The organism is Actinacidiphila epipremni, from assembly GCF_012034175.1.
Lineage (GTDB): Bacteria > Actinomycetota > Actinomycetes > Streptomycetales > Streptomycetaceae > Actinacidiphila > Actinacidiphila epipremni.
The window spans coordinates 279042-294686 of the sequence record NZ_JAATEJ010000004.1 but is presented as its reverse complement, the minus strand read 5'-3'; the positions used below and the strand labels follow the sequence as shown (position 1 = coordinate 294686).

The window sequence follows — 15645 nt, the reverse complement described above, 5'->3', positions numbered from 1 at the left end:
CCTTCTGAGCGAACCCCCCACCTCCCGAAAGGCCCGAGGCCGACATGACCCGACACACCACCCGCCGGCGCGCCCCGCGCCACCTCGCGGTGCTGGCCGCCGCCGTCACGGCGCTGGGCGCGGCCCCGCTCGCGCTCGCAGCGGACGGCGACGCCGGCTCCGCCGTCATGAGCTGGGGTGCCGGCCGCACCGGCCAGCTCGGCAACGGCGCCCTCGCCGACAGCCACACGCCCGTCGCCGTCAGCGGCCTGACCCGTACCGGCGTGGACCAGATCTCGGCCGGCGGCACCTCCTCCGCCGACGCCTTCGCCCTGGCGCGTACGTCCACCGGGACGGTCACCGCGTGGGGCCACAACTCGGCCGGCCAGCTCGGCGCCGGCTCCGACGTCGACAGCGCCTCGCCGCAGGCGGTTTCGGGCCTGACGCGGATCATGGACGTCGCCGCCGGCGGCAGGCACGCGCTCGCCGTCGACACCGCCGGCCGCGCCTACGCGTGGGGCGACGACACATACGGCCAGCTCGGCGACTCCCGCACCGGCGCGGACCGCACCCTCCCGGACCGCGTCACGGGCCTGCCCGAGGTCAAACAGGTCGCGGCCGGCTGCGATTTCAGCCTCGCGCTCGCGCAGGACGGCACGGTCTACTCCTGGGGCCGCGGCGTCGACGGCCAGTTGGGCACCGGCAGCCGCGCCACCAGCTCGACGCCCCAGCAGGTCAAGGGACTTGCGGACGTCGTCCAGATCGAGGCCGGCTGCCAGGACGCCCTCGCCCTGCTCTCCGACGGCACCGTCAAGTCCTGGGGCGCCAACGGCGACGGCCAGCTCGGCAATTCCTCCACGGCCTCCTCCGCGGTCCCGGTGGACGTCGACTGGCTGGAGGGCGTGAACGACATCGAGGCCGGCGCGTCCACCAACTTCGCCCGCACGGCGGACGGTCACGTGTGGGGCTGGGGAGACAACCAGTACGGCCAGCTCCTTGAGGGCGCCGAGCCCTTCGCCGCCGGCGCAGAACGGGCCGACCGCACCGCCCCGGTGGAGATCCCGCGCCTCGAAGGCGTCACCCACCTTGCCGTGGGCGCCCGTTCGGCCGCTGCGGTGGCCGGCGACGACGTCCTGACGTGGGGCGACAACAGCGAGGGCCAGCTCGGTGACGGTACGACGACGGCGGGCTTCGACGCGGTGCGGGCCGTCCGGTCGGGCGCCGCGGTCAAGGGCGTCGCGGTGTCGCTGGGCGGCAACACGACGTACGCGTACTGAGGTTGACGGCAGGGGGGCCCGGGGCGCGCGCCCCGGGCCTCCGCGCGTATCCGGCCCCCGGATCAGCGGCGGCGGTTCGTCCGCTCGTGCAGGGTCGCACGGTCCGCCGCGGACTCGCCGTGCTGCCAGCCCTCCGCGTCGCGGGCGCGCAGGCGCGAGGTGGTCGTGGCGGGGAAGAGGCGCCGGGTGGTGTCCTCGACCGCGAGAGCGCGGGAGGCCAGCGCCGGCAGGAGCAGGTCGGGGGCCGGGTCGGCGGACTCCTCCGCGGCGGTCGCGGCGGTGAGGCGCTCGCGGATCCGGGAGGCGTAGGCGATCAGGAAGGACTCCCGGAAGTCGCGGGAGCGGTTGGTACGGCCGGTGTGCAGGGCGCGGTCGGCCTGGACGAGCAGGCTGGTGTAGAGCAGTTCGACGGCGTCGAGGTCGGGCGCGTGCCCGACGACCGTGCAGAAGCCGTGCTCGGCGGACCACACCGCCTGGCAGCGGTTCGCCGCGGCGACGGCGTCCAGGAGCAGCGCCTTCGCCCCCTCGTACGGCCGGTCCACCCCGATCCGCCGGGCCCCGGGCCCGTCCCCGGGTACGCCGCCCCGGGCGGCGAGCAGCGCGGCGTCGATGCTGTGCCGGGCCATGAGGTGCTGGGCCTTGGCCGACAGCGCCTCGGCCTCCTCCGGGAAGCCGGTGGACTCCGCCTTGGCGAGCAGCGCCCGCACCCGGGCCAGCATCTTCGGCGCGACGGCCCCCGTCCCGCCGACGCCGCCGGACGCGGGCGGCACGTCGAGCGCCGGGATGCGCGGGAGCCGCCCGTACAGGCACATGAGCTCGACGAACACGGTGGCGGCGGAGAACCGGTCCAGCCGCTCGCCCCGCGCGAAATCCCCGAGCACATCCCGCCCAGGCTCCTGGCGCGCCTTGCCGCCGGACGTACTGCCGGACCCCGCGCCGGACTTCCCGCCGCCGCCCGCGCCGGGCCCCTTGCCGGACCTATCGCCGGCTCCCGCGCCGGACGCACCGCCGGACCCGGCGTCGGCCCCTTTGCCGGACCCCGCACCAGCCTCCCCGCCGGCTCCCGCGCCGGACGTACCGCCCGCCCCCGCCTCCAGCGCCGCCGCGAGCCGCTGGTGCCGCGGCCCCAGCTCGCGCCCCGCCATCCGTACGAGGTCGGCGCCCTCCCACCCGCGCCGCACGCAGCCCGCCACGACCTCACCGGCGCACCCCGCGGCGACCGCGCCCCAGTCCGCCCCCGCGGCCAGCGCGGACGCCGCCCCGTCCACCTCGTCCGGCGCGCCCCCGGAGCCGAGAGCCCGTCCGTACGCCGCCGCGAATGCCTCGTCCACCAGCCCATTGTCGCCGGGCCGCGCCCCCGCCGACCCCGCCGGCCGCACCGGCCGCGCCGGCCGCGCCATCCGCCGGGGCTCAGGGCGCGAGGAGGAGGCGCCCGGTCGTGGCGTGGGACTCCAGCTTCTCGTGCGCGCGGGCCGCCTCGGCGAGGGGCAGGACCTCGACCGGCGTCGTGAGCAGCCCCGCGGAAGCGGCCCGCAGCGCGGCACGGGCGGCCTCGGGGACGGCCTCGGGGTGGGCCGGGACGTAGCCACCGGCGTTGAAGCCGGCGACGACGGTGTTGCCGTACCACAGCGCGTTGCTGGGGAGGGTGTGGTCCCACTCCCCACTGGCGTTGCCCACCAGGAGCAGGCGCCCGGACGGCGCGAGCAGGTCCAGGCTGCGGGTGCGCAAGGCCCCGCCGACCGGGTCGACGACGACGTCGAACTTCTCGTCGCCGAGCGCGCCGGCCAGGTCGCCGGAGTCGACGATCTCGTCGTACGGCAGCGGCGTCGCGGCGGCCTGCGCGAGCCTGCCGGCGCGTACCGTCCCGACGATCCGGGCGGCGCCCAACTGCCGGGCGATGCCCGGGAACGCGGCGGCGAACGCGCCGAGCGCCCCGTGCACGAGGACGCGCTCGCCCTCGGCCAGGGAGATGGCGCGGGTGAGCGCGATGTGCGCCATGACCGCGTTGGGGACGGCCGCGGCGGCGAGCGCGGGGTCGAGGGCGTGGCCCTCGGTGGACACCACGCGGCGGTGGTCGCTGCGGAAGACGGAGGCGTAGCCGCCGGTGCCGTCACCGGCCATGGCCACGACCTTCTCCCCGACGGCGAGCCCGTCGACCCCCTCGCCGAGGGCGCGTACGGTGCCGGCGACCTCAAGCCCTGGCACGTACGGCGGCCGGGCGAGCCCCGGCCGGTCCTTGAACAGCCCCTGGCGCAGGTAGACGTCGATGAGCCCCACCGTGGCGTGGCTGACGTCGATGGTCACCTGGCCGGGGCCGGGAGCGGGGTCGGGCAGCTCGACGGGGGTGAGGACGGACGGGTCGCCGAACGCGGTGGCCTGGACTGCCTTCATGGTGCGCTTCCCTCGCTCGTTCATCGGGTTAACGCACCTCGTGATGCGCTAAGCCCGACCGTAACACGCGACCGGGGCTTAAGGCATCACGAGGTGCGTTAACCTGGGGCCATGCGTCAACGAGCCAGGTCGCCCGAGGACAAGGAGCGCCGCGCCGAGGATCTGCTGGCCGCCGCGGAGGCGGTCGCGCGCGACCTCGGCGGGATCCGCCATGTCACCCTCCTGGCGGTCACCGAACGCGCCGGGCTGCACCGCACCGGGGTGCGCAGGTACTACTCCAGCAAGGAGGAGCTGCTGCTCGAACTCGCCGAGCGCGGCTGGGGCCAGTGGCGCGACAAGGTCGCCGCGGAGGTCGGCGACCGCACCGGGCTCGACGCGCCGGCGATCGCGGCGGTGCTCAGCGGCACGCTCGCCGCGCTGCCGGTCTTCTGCGACCTGCTGACCCACGTCACGCTGTACCTGGAGGGCGACGTGGACATCGAGCGCGCCCGCCGCTACAAGACCCACGCCTTCGCCGCGCACGACGCGATCGCCGCGGTGCTGGTCCGGGCCGGGCTGATGGGCCAGGAGCAGGTCACGAGCCTGCTGGCGGCGGCCGTGCTGCTCGCCGCGGGGCTGTGGCAGGCGTCGCACCCCACCGCCACGCTGGCCGCGCTCTACGAGCAGGAGCCGCGCTGGTACCACGACGTACGCGACTTCCGTCCGCGCCTGGACGCGCTGCTCGCGGCGACCGCGGCGGGGCTCGCCGCACCGCCGCGCTGACGGGGAGGGCCCGCCGGCGGGTCAGCGGTGGTCGGCGCCCTGGGCGATCTCGATCGAGCCGTGGAAGTCGTGGGCGGCTTCGAGGGCGCAGGCGGCGGAGAGGCCGAGGCAGGCGGCGAGGGTGAGGGCGAGGGTTTTGGGCGCGCGGGAGGCGGACGGGGTCAGCAGGGCGGCGACCCGGCGCGGCACGGGGCCGGTCGTGGCGGAGAGGGCGACGTGCGGGCGGGCGGCGGTCGGGCGGGCGGCGAGGGCCGCGCGGCCGATGGCGCGGGCGGCGACCCGGCGGTCGCCGACGGCCGCCGCCGCGGACTCGTCGGCCCAGCGTTCGAGGGCGTAGGCGAGCGGGGCGCGCAGCAGGAGCAGCGCGGGGTGGCACGCGCAGGCCAGGGCGAGCGCGGTCAGGAAGTGGTGGTGCCGCCCGGCGAGGTGGGCCCGCTCGTGCGCGAGCAGCACCTCGCGCTCGGCGGGGTCGAGGGCGCGCAGCATGCCGGTCGTGACGACGATCCGGCCCGGGCGCCCGGGCAGCGCGTACGCGTCGGGTCCGTCGTCGTCCAGGACGGTGAGGTCGCCGCCGGTCGCGCCGGCCGCCGCGGCACGCCGGGCACGGGCGGTGAGGACGACACGCCGCCGGTACGTACGCAGGACGGCGCCGGCCACGCACGCCAGCAGCACCGCCGCCCCGCACGCCGCCGGTACGGTCACCCGGTCGCCGACCACGGGCAGCACGAGGTGCCCGAGCGCCGCGACGGGCGGCAACCGCAGCGCCCCCGTGGCGGCGAGCAGCGCGAGCGCGGCCGTACTGCACGCGGCGAGCGCGACCGCCGACCCGGCGAGCAGCCACGCCGCCACCCGCGGCGCGAGCGCATCCCCGAGCCTCCGCGCGGCGGGCGCGGCCAGCAACGGCAGCAGCAACGGCACCCAAACGGCGTAGATCACCCCGCCTCACCCCCGAGGTCGCCGCCCCGGCGCGCGTCGATGCCGGCGCCGGCCCCGCCGTCGGACCCGGGGGCCGATCCGGCGGCATCGGCTTCCGCAGCCGGTCCGGCGGCGTACCCGGTGGACCCGAGGGCGGACGCCCCGCCGCCGGGCCACGCGCCGGATTCCGTGGGGGCCGGCGCCCCGCCCGCCCCCGCGGCGGGCGGGGTCTCGCCGAGCCCCGCGCCGGGTGACCCCGCGCCCGGCCCCGCGGCCACCTCCGCAGCCGCGCCGGGCAAGCCCGCGCTCGCGCCCGCGGCGGAGGAGACGCCCGGCCCGCCGGCCACCTCGGCGGCCGGCGACACCCCGCCCGCTCCCGCGCTCGCCCCGTGCGGGCCCGTCCCCGCGGCGGCGGACGCGCCCCGCCCGCCGGCGCCCGTACCGCCCGCGCCGGGCGGCCCGGCGGAGTCGGCCGCGTGCCGCCCCGCCGGGTTCGCCCCCGAGGCGGGGGGCGGGCCCGGGTCCGGCTGCGAGGCTTGCGCCAGCAGTTCGCGGAGGAGGCGTTCGTCCGCCGGGTCGAGTTCGGAGACGAAGCGGGCCAGGACCGTGCCGCGCTGGCCCTCCGCGGATTTGTCGAGCTCCGTGCGCATGCGGCGGGCGGCGAGGCCGGGAGGGTCCTGGGCGGGGAGGTAGGCGTAGCCGCGGCCGGCGCGGGTGCGGCTGACGGCGCCCTTGTCGTGGAGGCGGGCGAGGATCGTCGTGACGGTCGTACGGGCGAGGTCCGCGCCGAGCGCGGCGACGAGGTCGCGCTGCACGTCCGCGGGGGTGAGCGGGCGGCCGTCCGCCGCCCACAGCGCGGCCAGCACGCTGGCCTCCAGTTCGCCCGACGGGCGGCGCGCCGAGGCCGCGGCCTCGGGGGCCTCGTGGGCCTCCCGGGCTTCATGGGCCGGCTGGGGCGCGTGGGCGGCACGCGCCCCGCGAGCCCCGCGAGCCGCACGGCCCCCGTGAGCCTCCGGCATGGAATCGCTCCTTCCCGCTCATTCGTCTACAGTGCTGTAGACCGTCTACATGACTGTAGTCGGCAGTGGCGCCCCACCGACGTGACCGGCGGCGCCCCACCGGACCCCATTATGAGAGGGCTCCCCCGTCATGCCCCTGCCCACCGTGAACCTCGCACTGAACGAGGCGGTGAACGAGGCGGTGAACGTCCTCGACGCCACCTCCCTCCTGTCCTCCTTCGGCGCGCTCGGCATCGCCGTCGTGATGTTCGCCGAGACCGGCCTGCTCATCGGCTTCTTCCTCCCCGGCGACTCCCTCCTGTTCACCGCGGGCCTGCTGTGCGTCCCCGGCGCACATGGCGCCTCCGGCACCGTCCACCTCTCCCTGTGGCAGGTCCTCCTCGCCGCCCTGGCCGGCGCGCTGCTGGGCGCCCAGACGGGTTACGTCCTCGGCCGCCGCTCCGGCCCCGCGCTGCTGGCCCGCAGCCGCAGCCGCAGGCTCCACGAGGGCGCCGCCCGCGCCGCCGGCCTGCTGGAGCGCTACGGCCACGCCAAGGCCGTCGTCCTGGCCCGCTTCGTCCCCGTGGTCCGCACCGTCCTCAACCCGCTCGCCGGCGCGCTCGGCGTGCCCGTACGCGTCTTCACCCGCTGGCAGGTCGCCGGCGGGGCGGTGTGGAGTACGGGCCTGGTCCTCGCCGGGTACGGCCTCGGCTCGTCGGTCCCGCACGTCGACACGTACCTGCTGCCGATCGTCGCCCTGATCGTCCTGGCCTCGCCGGCGCCCCTGATACGCGAACTGCTCCGCGCCCGCCCCGCCCCGGACCGTACGCAGGTCCCGGCCGGCACGCGGGAGGGACGGTGAACTCCCGTGTGGACGCCGGCGCGTACCGCTGGATCACCGACCTCGCCCAGCGCACCCCGCAGCCCCTCGACGAGGCCGTGCGCGCCTTCAGCGACTACGGCCTCGGCCTCTTCGCCGCCCTGATGCTGCTGGCGTGGTGGCGGGCCCGGCACGGGGACGCCGAGCGGATGGCGGCGGCGCTGTGCGTGCCGCTCGTCGTCGCCGCCGTCTTCCTCGTCAACGACGGCGTGAAGTCGGCCGTCGCCGAGCAGCGGCCCTGCCGCACGCTGCACACCGCGACGCTGGAGGCGTGCCCGGCGCTCGGCGACTACGCCTTCCCCAGCAACCACACCGCGATCGCCGCGGCAGCGGCGGTGGCGCTGCTGCCGGCCTGGCGCCGGGCGGGGCTGTACGCGCTGCCGCTCGCGCTGCTCATGGGGGCGTCCCGGGTGTGGATCGGCGTGCACTATCCGCACGACGTGCTGGCGGCGCTGGCGCTGGGCGCGCTGGTGGCCTGGCCACTGGCCCTGGCCTCGCGGCGGGCCGCGCCGGCGGTGGTGCGGCTGCGCGGGACCCGGCTGCGCTCGCTGCTGTCCGCGGCGCCGGTGTGAAGGGGGCCCGGCCTCCCGGACGGGCCCCGGCGCGGGACAGCGGTGGGGACGGCGGGCTCAGTAGCGGTCGAGGATGAGCTGCGTCTTGAGGATGTCGCCGTGGTAGAGCCAGCCGTGCGCGTCGGCGACGGAGATCGCGTCGGCGTGCAGGTCGGCGGCGTCGGCGTAGTCGTCGACCTTGAACGACACCTCGACGACGTATTCGGTGCCGGTGCCGGCGGCGTTGCGCACCGGCAGCACCTCGATGCTCGCGTCGTCGGAGGACTCCCACGCGCCCTCCCACACCTGCGAGGTGACGGGGCCGTGGGCGGCGGACGCCGAGAGCGTGTCCTTGCCCCAGTTCTTGGAGTTCCAGTCCTCCAGCTTGCCGGGGATCTCGCCGACCAGCCAGGAGCGGCCGGTGCTCGCGGCGGGCAGCGTGGTGCCGGAGTAGCCGCTGCCGCTGTGGCTCTTCTCGTTGCTGAAGCTCAGGGTCTGCTTGGAGTAGCCCCAGTCGACCTCGGCGTCGTAGTTGGTGTCGCTGCTGTCGAAGCCCGCGTCGTTCGCCTCGTCGAGGGCGGCGCCGATGTCGCCGCCGGTGACCGGGAAACGCTTCTTGTAGCTCTCCTCGAAGTCCTTGCCGGACTTGTGCCGCAACCGGACGTCCCAGCCCTGGGCGTTGAGGCCCAGCGCGGAGGTGTCGAAGTACTCGTAGGACCGTGCCTTCGCCGAACCGGAGATCCCGAACGCCGACTTGACGGCGGCGAGGGGCGCGTGGGAGGAGTCCAGCGCGCTCGCCGTGAGGTCGATCTTGACCTCGTAGGTCGGCTTGGCGTCGGAGTCCGCGAAGGCCGGCGTGGCGGGGGCGAGCAGCGTGAACGCCGCGGCGAGCGCGATACCGGCTGCGCCGGCCGCCCCGAGGGCGCGAGAGGAAGTAGTGGCCATGCCCATGACGTTTCCGCCGACCGGTATCCGCGGGGTGCCCACCAGATGGGCCCCGCATGAACCTGCGGCGTCGCGCACGGGCTCGGCGGTACGGCCGCGGCGGCGCTCAGCTCGGTGGCGTCAACTCCGGGGTCGGCGCCGGGCGGTGGAGGGTGAGGTGGGCGGCGGTGAGGGTGAGGGAGAGGGCGGCGAGGGTCGTCCAGAGGGCCACGGGGCCGGCGTGGGTGAGGAGTTGGGTCGCGACGAGCGGCGCGGCGACACCGCCGAAGCCCCAGCAGGTGCCGAAGGCGGCGAGGTAGCGGTCGGCCTGGCCGGCCGGGGCGAGGGCGGCGACGGCGCCGTACGCCCGTCCCATGACGAGGAGTTCGCCGAGTGCGCAGAGGATCGTGGCCGCGGCGGCGGTGGGGAGGGTGGTCGCGGCGGCGTAGCCCAACAGCCCGACGGCGATGAGGAGATGGCCGAGGGCGAGCCCGGTCGCGGTGCCGAGCGCGGCGATGCGCCGCAGCCGCAGCAGGGGTTGGCCGGCGACGACGGCCGCAGCGGAGACGGTGAAGAGCAGCCCCGCGTCGGCGGTGTGCAGCCCGCGCGCGGGCAGGCTGAGCGGCAGCGCGGTGACGATCTGCAGGTAGAGCAGGGCGTATCCGGTGCCGAGCGCGAGCATGAGCAGCAGCGCGGGGTCCCGCCAGGGGGATGCGGCGGAGGCGGTACGGTCCCGGTCGCGGGGGCGGGTGTCCGCGGGGACGGCGAGCCGTACGAGCAGGGCGCACAGCAGGCAGCTCACGGCGTCGGCGACGAAGAGCCAGCGCAGGTCCCAGCGCCCGAGCAGCGCCGCGAGCAGCCCGGCGCCGATGCCGCCGAGCGCGAGGGCGGCGTTGAAGAGGCTGAACGCCCGCTCCTGGCCGCCGGGCCCGGCGAGTTCGGCGATGAGCGCCTGGCTCGGCGGCTCGTACAGCTCGAAGACCAGCCCCAGGGCGAACGCGCACCCGGCGGCGACCGGGAGCGAGCCCGCCCCCGCGAGCCCGAGCTGCGCGAGCGCGCACCCGACGAGCCCGGCGACGATCGTCCGCCGCCGCCCGAGCCCGGCGGCGAGCCGCCCGCCGACCAGCCGCGAGGGAATCGAGGCGACCCCGAAGAAGGCGGCGACAACCCCGGCGGACGCGAGCCCGGCGTGATAATCCGCCGCGAGCAGCGCCGCGAGAAAGGGCACGGAGAACGCCCCGACCCGATTGACCACCCGCGCGACCAGCAGCACTTTCACGGGGCGCGGCAACGTCACCCGGAGCCCCTTGAGCCCGGCCACGCACCCGGGGGCCGGGCGGGCACCCTTGGCGCCCCGCGCCCGGGCGCTCGGCCCGGCGCGGGGGTGGGCGGGACTCGCGGGGGCACACCTGCGGGCGCTCGGCCGGGCGCGGGGTCGGCCCCGACCCGCGAGGGCACGCCTTCGGCCGCCCGGCACGGCGCGGAATCCTCCCGGACCCGCGAGGACACGCCTCCCGCCGCCCGCCCCACCGCCGGGCCGGCCCCGACCCGCGAGGGCACGCCCCCGGGGGCCGGGCGGCTGCGCGCCCGGAGGGTCGCGGGGGCGGGGCTGGGCATACGGGAGCTCCCCTCGTCACTGGCGTAAGCGGTATCGTCAGGTATGACGTTAAGCCCGAGGGAGTAACCGGTCAAGTGCGTTTCGACAGTCACATGCAGGTGCTGCTGGCCTCCGCCGCGGCGCTGGTCAACATCGCCACGGACGGGGCCGCGCGGGGACGGCCGTATCGTGCGCCGCGCGGGGGCGAGTTGGGGGCCGCGCTCGCGGAGGCGTTGGGGCTGCCCGCCGGGCAGGTCCTCGCCGAGGGGGAGATCGCGCGGCTGGGGCGGACCGCGGGGGCGTTGCGGGAGGTGTTCGAGGCGCTGGCCGGCGGGCGGACGGACGACGCGGCAGAAGCGCTCAACGCGCTGCTGGACGCCAACGGGGCCCGGCCGCAGCTCGACAAGTTCGAGACGGAGGGCGGCACGGGCGAGTGGCGGGTGCACTTCCACGGCCGGGACGACTCCTTCGCCGTGGGGTGGAGCGCCGGCTGCGCGACCGGCGTCGCGATGGTGCTCGGCGGCGGCCTCGCGGGCCGGCTCGGCGTGTGCGCGGCCACCGGCTGCGACCGCGTCTACGCCGACGCCTCCCGCAACGCCGCCCGCCAGTTCTGCTCCACCGCGTGCCAGAACCGTACGAAGGCCGCGGCCTTCCGCGCCCGCCAGGCCCGTTGAGCCAGCCCCCTAGCGGCCCCGCAGCGGCCCCGGTGACGGCCCCCGTAGCGGCCCCTACGCCGGGCGGATCGCCGCGAGGCGGCGCAGCGCGGTCGCGGCGCCCGAGGCGAGCGTGTGGGCCTCGGCGCGGTAGTGGTCGGTGATCAGCGCGTCGACGTCCTCCCGGGTGAGCGAGGGGTGCAGGCGGGCGGTGAGGCGGTTCATGTCCCGGTAGGAGCCCTGGAGCCGGAAGGGCTCGTCGTCCGCGTCCTGCGCGGCGGCGGCGATGTAGGCCGCGTTGACGGCGAGCAGCACGTCCCGCACATGCAGCGCCTGCCCCAACACGGCCACGACCGAGGCGAGTTCGTCCGGCTGGTACGGGTAGGTGAGCGCGTCCGCGCGGGCCGTGGGGTCGGCGGCGGCGAGCCGCAGCAGCAGGGCGAGGTCCGCGCGGTCGCGGCCGGCGAGCGGGGCGAGCACCGGGTTGGCGGTGAGCGCGTTCTCGACGTAACTGAGCGCGAAGACCTCCTCCTTGCCGGTGAGCACGTCCCCGAGGTTCCAGACGTCCGCGCGGTTCGCGAGCATGTCCGGCACCCGGAAGAGCCGGCCCGACTCGGTGTACGGGTTGCCCGACATGCAGACAGCGAAGCGCTTGCCACGCAGCTCGTACGTGCCGCCGGCGCCCTCGATGCGGCGGGTCGCGTCGCACAACGGGATGAACTTCTGGAGGAGTTCGGGCGAGGTGTGCTGGATGTCGTCCAGGTGCAGCAGCACGTTGGAGCCGAGGGAGAGCGCGAAGTCCAGCTTCTCGACCTCGCGTCGGGCGGTCGCGTCCGGGGCGCGGTCCGGGTCGAGCGAGGTCACGCCGGTGCCGAGGGCCGGGCCGGAGACGGTGACCAGGGCCAGCCCGAGCCGGGCGGCGACGTATTCGACGAGCGTCGTCTTGCCGTAGCCGGGCGGCGAGAGCAGCATCAGCAGGCCGCCCGCGGTGCCGAACTGCTTGGCGAGGCTGTCCCCGACGAGCGGGAGGTACACCTCGTCGATGAGCCGGTTGCGGACGAAGCCGGTGAGCGGGCGCGGCCGGCACGCGTCGAGTCGCAGCCGCTCCCGTTCGGCGCTGACCAGCGCGGTGCGCTGCCGCTGGTACGCGCGGTACGCCGGCAGCTCCTCGGCCTCGAACCGGCGGACCCGGGTGAGGAGTTCGTCGAGGCGGAGGGTGAGCGTGCCGTCGACGACGCGGGGGTGCGAGCCGAGCAGGCCCTCGACGGTGAGCCGGACGTCGCCGCCGGCCGGGTAGCGGGTGGTGCCGCACAGCAGCGCGGCGGCGGCCTCCAGGTGGTCGCCGTGCGCGCTCGCGAAGGGCCCGAGCCAGCCGAGGGCGAGCTGCCAGCGCGCGGCGAGGTCACCGCCGAGGGCGTCCAGATCCCCGAGCACGTCCTTGTACGGCACGGCGTCCGCGCCGCCCAACTCCGCGGCGAACCGCGCCCCGACCTCCTCCGCGGCCGGCCCTACGACGAACCCGGGCCGCTCGTCGGCGAGTTCGGCGACCAGGTACTCCCCGAGCAGATCCACCCCGCCCTCCTGCCCCAGCCCGCCGAGCCCGGCTCCGGCCAGGAACTCCCGGGCGACGGCCCCGATCTCCCCGGCGAGCGCCTCCAACGCCCCGCCCCCGGCCCCCGCCCGCCCGGCGAACGCCGCCGCGCGGGTGAGCGACCGGGCCCGGGTCGTCCAGGCGGCCCGCCCCTCCGCCGTCGTCCCGTACGCCCAGAAGACCTGCGCGCCGGCCCGCACCCCGGGCGGATACCGCAGCAGCCCGGCCCCGGCGGCGGCTTCGGCCAACGCGCCGAGCACGGCCACGGCGTCCCGGTCGTGCACCCCCCGCTGATACCCCTCGTCCACCCGCCGCCCCACGGCATCCCGCACGAGCCCAGCGGGCTCCCCGCCCGCGCCCTCGGCGAGGGCCCTCAGGAGCAGGCTCGCCGCCAGGTATTCCGCGCGGTAGAGGTCGGGCGTCTCGGACGGCAGCGGGCGGGACCAGAAGGCGCGGGTCGCGGCGAAAGCCGGGTCGGCCAGCCGCCGGAGGTAATCCGTGCCGGTCACCGTGAAGGCGAGGGTGTCGCCGTGCGGGATGAGCGCCAGGTCGAGGGGCTGGGTGTTGACCGGGAAGCGGTGGCGGCCGAGCCGGATGGTCGCGCCGGCGTCCTCGTAGAGGTCGTGGCGGTCGCGCAGCGACCTCGCGGTGTCCTCGCGGGCGGCGGCGAGGGCGGATTCGAGCTCGGCCGCCTTCGCCGGGTCGCCCAGGGCGCGCAACTCCGCGGCGATCCGGCGGTGTTCCGCGATGAGCGGGTCCGCCGCGAAGTACGTGTTGACCTCGTCCGCGGAGTCCAGCGCCTGGGCGCGGCGGCGGGCGGTGTCGAGGATGCGGTCCGCGGAGGCCGCCAACCGGGCCGCGCGGCGGGCGCGTTCGTCGGCGAGGGACTGCTTGCGGGCGGTGAGGGTGTGCTGGATCTCGTCGCGGCGCTCGGCGAGCGCGGTGAGCCGTTCGGGGTCGGCGGCGAACCTGGTCGTCAGGTTCTCCACCTGGACCAGCAGCCGCCCCAGGTGCAGATCGCACGCCTCGGGGGTGTCCGCCGCGGCCAGCGCGCCGCTCACGCTCTGCGCCAGCAGCGCGCTCTCGGCGGCGTATTCGGCCGCCGTCTCCGCGCCGAGCAGTTCCCGGCGGCGGGCGTCGAGCACGGCCCGGGCCCGGTTGACGGCGCCGAGGACGTCCGCCGCGGAGGCCAGGATCCGGGTGCGTACGGTCGCATCCGCGATCTCCAGGGTCGCGGCGGTCTCGGTGACGGTGCCGAGGCCGCCGGCCAGCTCGTCCAGTGCGGCGCCGAGCGCGTCCCCGCCGGCCGCGGTCTGCAACTCCGCCGCCTGCTCGGCGAGTTCGGCGGCGCGTTGGGCGAAGCCGTCGAAGGCGTGCTCGCCGGCGAAGCATTCCGCCGCGTGGGCCGCCGCGTCGGCCAACTCCTCGGTGAGCGAGGCCACGAGCTCGTCCAGCCGGCCGAGGTCGGCGTACCGCGTCTCCCGCAGCGTCACCAACCGCCCCTGCGCGGCGCGCATCTCGCCGAGCCGTTCGACCCACTCCGCGGCGCTCGCCGGTGCCTCGCCCCGCAACCGCCGTACGAGCCCGGCGATGCGCGTGCCCGCGTCCTCGACGGCCTGCGCGGCCCGCGCGGTGGCCTCCCTGACCCGGGCGTACTCGGCGAGCACGGCCCGCGCGGTGTCCCGTACGGCGAGCAGCGGCGCCGCGAGGTCCTGCCGGCCGGCCTCCAGGGCCTGCGTACCGGAGACGTCCAGGTCGGACAGCCAGTGGTGCCGGTCCAGCACCCGGTCGCAGGATGCGGCCAGCGCCTCGTAGACCGCCGCGCCCGGCGCGGTCTCCAGGGCCGCGCGGGCCACCGACAGCGCGTCGGAGACGGCCCGGACGAGGTCGGCGTTGCCGATGCGGGCGAGCGGGCCGTCGCCGGCCGGGTGGGCGGCGGCCCAGGTGTCGGCGACGAACGGCGTCTGCCAGCGCTGGAGGGTGTGCACCCGGCCGGGTTCGCCGGCGTCGGCGGGGCGCAGCGTCAGGAGCGTGCCGTCGTCGTAGAGCGCGCAGCCCTGCGCGGTGAGCGGCGCGGCGACCTCCTTGCGGATGAGGTTGTACGGCAGCAGCAGCCGGCGGCCCTCGGCGTGGAAGACGTACAGCACGTCCTCGCCGTTGGCGGAGCGCACGATGCGCTCGAAGTCCAGTCGCACGCCCGCTGTTTCGAGGTCGAACGTGCGGGTGCCGCCGGTGGCGAGCGCGTAGCCGCCGGGGAAGACGACGCCCTGCTCCTCCGGCAGCCGCAGGCACGCCTGGCCGAGGGCGTCGAGGCGTTCGACCTCCTCGGTGCGGGTGTTGACGGCGAAGTAGCGGTCGGCGTCCTCGTGGTAGGGGCGGATCCGGAGCAGCAGCAGCGGCTCGACGGCGGCGTGGCCGACGTCCGCGTCGGCGAGGGACTGCAACGCGTCCTCGACGGGCTCCTCGTGGACGGTGCCGCCCACCGTGATGGTGAGGGTGCCGCCGGTGGGGTCGACGGTGACGCCGCCGATCGCCAGGTGCGGGTGCCGGCCGGGCACATGGGCCTCGCGGCCGGCCGCCGTCCAGCGCACGGCGTACGCGCCGCCGTCCGCCTCGGCGGTGTCGCGGGTGGTGCCCTCGTAGCGGCAGGTGCCCGCGGCCTCGTCCGTGCGCCACGCGAGCGCCTTGACGTCGGTGGCGGCGGGCCCGGTGCCGAACACCGCCAGCAGCCGGCCGTCCTGGACCCGCAGCCGCAGCAGCCGGGTCTGCCGGTAGTAGCGGTAGAGCTCGCGGAAGTCCCGGACGAAGCGGGGGTCGTCGAGCAGGCCGGGTACGGGCTCGTCGCCCTCGCGCCAGGCGAAGACGTCCCCGACGTCGGCGACCTCCGTCGGGTTCGCGGCGAAGAGCAGCCGCCCGGCGACGGGCGCGACGTCCGCGGGCAGCGCGGGCTGCACGGTCCCGATCCGCTCGGCCCCCGCGAGCCGCATCTCCCCGCCCCCGAACACCCCCTGCCGCGCCCGGTTCAACCCCTCCGCCCGCCCGGCCAGTTCCCGAGCATGAGCGTGCAGCCGCCCCCTGAGCAGGTCGTACGCGTCAGCGTCCAACCCATCCCCGGGAGCCTCACCCG

General features: G+C 76.8%; 11 protein-coding genes and 1 pseudogene. 5 read left to right on the top strand and 7 right to left on the bottom strand.

Annotated features, from left to right (window positions below; all coding sequences use genetic code 11):
• Nucleotides 1-44: 44 nt before the first annotated feature.
• Nucleotides 45-1256 (top strand): RCC1 domain-containing protein, encoded by a 1212-nt coding sequence (locus tag HCN08_RS08455; protein ID WP_167982276.1) that lies wholly within the window; start codon nt 45-47, stop codon nt 1254-1256.
• A gap of 62 nt (nt 1257-1318) precedes the next feature.
• On the opposite strand, the gene HCN08_RS08450 is transcribed toward HCN08_RS08455, so the two are convergent.
• A complete protein-coding gene (locus tag HCN08_RS08450) occupies nt 1319-2587 on the bottom strand; it encodes a DUF2786 domain-containing protein (RefSeq protein ID WP_322974316.1) in 1269 nt (422 codons plus the stop codon).
• A 79-nt stretch (nt 2588-2666) separates the two neighbouring features.
• The gene (locus HCN08_RS08440; protein WP_206318521.1) at nt 2667-3671 is read right to left on the bottom strand and encodes a quinone oxidoreductase family protein; all 1005 of its coding nucleotides are present in this window, start codon (nt 3669-3671) and stop codon (nt 2667-2669) included.
• Between the two features lie 87 nt (nt 3672-3758).
• On the opposite strand from HCN08_RS08440, the gene HCN08_RS08435 reads away from it, so the two are divergent.
• Nucleotides 3759-4409, top strand: a complete 651-nt coding sequence (locus HCN08_RS08435; protein ID WP_167982275.1) for a TetR family transcriptional regulator — start codon at nt 3759-3761, stop codon at nt 4407-4409.
• A 21-nt stretch (nt 4410-4430) separates the two neighbouring features.
• Here HCN08_RS08435 and HCN08_RS08430 read toward each other — a convergent pair whose 3' ends face one another.
• Nucleotides 4431-5345, bottom strand: a complete 915-nt coding sequence (locus tag HCN08_RS08430; RefSeq protein ID WP_167982274.1) for a M56 family metallopeptidase — start codon at nt 5343-5345, stop codon at nt 4431-4433.
• Nucleotides 5346-5851: 506 nt separating this feature from the next.
• Nucleotides 5852-6202, bottom strand: a pseudogene (locus HCN08_RS08425) (BlaI/MecI/CopY family transcriptional regulator); the annotation flags it as partial.
• 271 nt (nt 6203-6473) lie between these two features.
• On the opposite strand from HCN08_RS08425, the gene HCN08_RS08420 reads away from it, so the two are divergent.
• On the top strand, nt 6474-7184 hold the full coding sequence (locus HCN08_RS08420; RefSeq protein ID WP_167982273.1) for a DedA family protein: 711 nt from the start codon (nt 6474-6476) through the stop codon (nt 7182-7184).
• Nucleotides 7181-7774 carry a phosphatase PAP2 family protein gene (locus HCN08_RS08415; protein WP_167982272.1) on the top strand — a complete coding sequence of 198 codons (594 nt, stop codon included), beginning with the start codon at nt 7181-7183 and terminating at the stop codon, nt 7772-7774. The genes HCN08_RS08420 and HCN08_RS08415 overlap by 4 nt, the downstream gene beginning before the upstream one ends.
• 57 nt (nt 7775-7831) lie before the next feature.
• Here the strand turns inward: HCN08_RS08415 and HCN08_RS08410 are convergent, their stop codons facing one another.
• Entirely contained in the window at nt 7832-8698 is an 867-nt protein-coding gene (locus HCN08_RS08410) for a hypothetical protein (protein ID WP_167982271.1), read from the bottom strand.
• 106 nt (nt 8699-8804) lie between these two features.
• On the bottom strand, nt 8805-9974 hold the full coding sequence (locus tag HCN08_RS08405; RefSeq protein ID WP_322974315.1) for an MFS transporter: 1170 nt from the start codon (nt 9972-9974) through the stop codon (nt 8805-8807).
• A gap of 395 nt (nt 9975-10369) precedes the next feature.
• Here HCN08_RS08405 and HCN08_RS08400 point away from each other — a divergent pair, with 395 nt between their 5' ends.
• Nucleotides 10370-10948 (top strand): CGNR zinc finger domain-containing protein, encoded by a 579-nt coding sequence (locus HCN08_RS08400; protein WP_322974313.1) that lies wholly within the window; start codon nt 10370-10372, stop codon nt 10946-10948.
• A 54-nt stretch (nt 10949-11002) separates the two neighbouring features.
• On the opposite strand, the gene HCN08_RS08395 is transcribed toward HCN08_RS08400, so the two are convergent.
• The gene (locus tag HCN08_RS08395; RefSeq protein ID WP_167982270.1) at nt 11003-15622 is read right to left on the bottom strand and encodes a DNA repair ATPase; all 4620 of its coding nucleotides are present in this window, start codon (nt 15620-15622) and stop codon (nt 11003-11005) included.
• Between the last annotated feature and the right edge of the window lie 23 nt (nt 15623-15645).